The 2263-nt window shown below is 70.7% G+C and carries 3 protein-coding genes; 2 read left to right on the forward strand and 1 reads right to left on the reverse strand.

Annotation, left to right across the window (positions count from 1 at the left end):
- Positions 1-897: carbohydrate ABC transporter permease (locus ACYVE9_RS23665; protein WP_461029921.1), on the forward strand; the 897-nt coding region annotated here is incomplete at its 5' end.
- Complete coding sequence (locus ACYVE9_RS23670; protein WP_461029922.1) at positions 894-1718, forward strand: carbohydrate ABC transporter permease; 825 nt, start codon at positions 894-896, stop codon at positions 1716-1718. The genes ACYVE9_RS23665 and ACYVE9_RS23670, both read left to right, overlap by 4 nt.
- Positions 1719-1739: 21 nt before the next feature.
- Here ACYVE9_RS23670 and ACYVE9_RS23675 read toward each other — a convergent pair whose 3' ends face one another.
- Entirely contained in the window at positions 1740-2204 is a 465-nt protein-coding gene (locus tag ACYVE9_RS23675) for a PPOX class F420-dependent oxidoreductase (protein ID WP_461029923.1), read from the reverse strand.
- Positions 2205-2263: the final 59 nt, after the last annotated feature.

Genomic DNA, 2263 nt, shown 5'->3' on the forward strand with positions numbered 1-2263 from the left:
AGGCGCCGCCACCGACGGCGGCCCTGGCTGCTGCTCGCCCCGGCCCTGCTCGCGGTCGCCGGACTGCTGGTGTGGCCGCTGGCCCGCGTGGTGTGGATGTCGTTCCAGGACTACGGGCTGCGGGAGATCGTCAGCGGGGAGAGCAACTACAACGGGCTGGCCAACTACCGGGAGATCCTCGGCCGGCCCTACCTGTGGACGACGGTCCTGCCCAACACCGTGCTGTTCGCCGCCGCGTGCGTCACGCTGACGGTGGTGCTCGGCACCCTGGTGGCCCTGCTGCTGCAACGGCTCGGCCCGGTGTGGCGGACGCTCTGCTCCAGCGTGCTGATGATGGCCTGGGCGATGCCCGCCGTCACCGGCACCTACGTGTGGATCTGGCTGTTCGACCCGCTCAACGGCGGAGTCGTGCAACTGCTCGGCGGACTCGGCCTGGTCGACCCGGCCGACACCAACTGGTTCACCGGGCGGCTGTCGTTCTACGCCATCGCCACCCTCAACGTCGTCCACCACAGCTTCCCGTTCGTCGCGGTCACCGTCTTCGCCGGGTTGCTGACCGTGCCCAGGGAACTGCACGAGGCCGCCGTCATCGACGGCGCCAACGCCTGGCAGCGGTTCTGGTCCGTCACCGTGCCCAGCATCCGGGGCGTCTTCGCGGTGGTGGTCATCCTCTCCACCATCTGGGACTTCAAGGTCTTCGTGCAGCTCTACCTGATGCCGGGCGGCAACGGTGCCAACCGGGAGGTGCTCAACCTCGGCGTGTGGTCCTACGTCGAGTCCTTCGCCCAGCGCCAGTACGGCATGGGAGCCACCGTCGCCGTACTGCTGACCCTGCTGCTGCTCGCCGTCACGGCCGTCTACATCCGCACGCTGTTCAAGGAGAGTGACGATCGGTGAGAACCACCCCCCTCTCCCGAGCGGCGACCGCGCTCGCGGTGGCGGCGCTGCTCGCCTTCACCGCACTGCCGGTCTACTGGATGGTGACGTCGGCGCTCGACCCCCGCGCCGGCTCCCGGGGCGCGTCGCTGCTGCCCGGCGGCCTCACCCTCGACCACTTCCGCTTCGTGCTCGACGAGGGCGGCTTCGGACGGTTCCTGCTCAACTCGGCGCTGGTCGGCGCCGGGACCGTGCTGCTCGCCGGGCTGCTGTCGCTGCTGGCGGCCGTCGCCGTCGCCCGCTTCACCTTCCGGTTCCGCACCGCGGTGCTGGTGATGGTCCTCGTGGCGCAGATGGTCCCGCTGGAGGCGCTGGTCATCCCGCTGTTCGTGCAGATGCGGCACCTGGACATGCTGAACAGCCTGCTCGGGCTCACCGTCGTCTACCTGGCGTTCTCGCTGCCCTTCGCGATCTGGATGCTGCGCGGCTTCGTCGCCGCCGTACCCCGCGAGGTCGAGGAGGCCGCCTACCTGGACGGCTGCTCCTGGCAGCGCATGTTCCGCAGCGTGCTGCTGCCGCTGGTGGCCCCCGGGCTGGTGGCGACCAGCGTGTTCAGCTTCATCGTGGCCTGGAACGAGTTCGTCTTCGCGTTCACCTTCCTCCAGGACGAGAGCAAGTTCACCGCGGCGGTCGGCCTGCACCGCTTCTTCGGTCAGCACACCAACGACTGGGGAGCGGTGATGGCCGGCTCCACACTCATCACGCTGCCGGTGCTCGTCTTCTTCGTGCTCGTCCAGCGCCGCCTGTCCGGGGGGCTCGCCGCGGGAGCCGTCAAGGGCTGACGGGCGGCACCGACGAGGCGGTCAGTCCGCCAGGCGGGCCGGAAAGCCCCCGGTGGCGACCGGACCCCAGCGGCGCGGGGTCACCCGGATCAGCGACTTGCCCTGCCGGACCATCGCCGTCCGGTACTCGTCCCAGTCGGGATGCTCCCCGGAGATCACCCGGAAGTACTCCACCAGCGGTTCCACCGACTCCGGAACGTCCAGCACCTCCGCCTCGCCGTCCACCTGCACCCAGGGTCCGTCCCAGTCGTCCGACAGCACCACCAGGCTCACCGTCGGATCCCGCCGCGCGTTGCGGGTCTTGGCGCGCTCGGGATAGGTGGAGACGACGACGCGCCCGGCGGCGTCCACCCCGCAGGACACCGGCGACGCCTGCGGCGAGCCGTCGGCCCGCCGGGTTAGCAGCAGCGCACGGTGCCGCGGCCGGACGAAGTCCAGCAACTCGTCGAGCGGCACCCGGTGGTTCGTGGCGATGCGAGGACTCATGCCGTCGAGCCTAGGCGCTGCCGGCTCCCCGGGCGCGCCGCGCCCGCGTACCGGCCGGG

The sequence above is a fragment of the Streptomyces sparsus genome (genome assembly GCF_054776295.1).

Bases quoted from the DNA above. Each gene is read 5' to 3' on its own strand.
- ACYVE9_RS23675 (WP_461029923.1), bottom strand. From the start codon at position 2,204: ATGAGTCCTCGCATCGCCACGAACCACCGGGTGCCGCTCGACGAGTTG.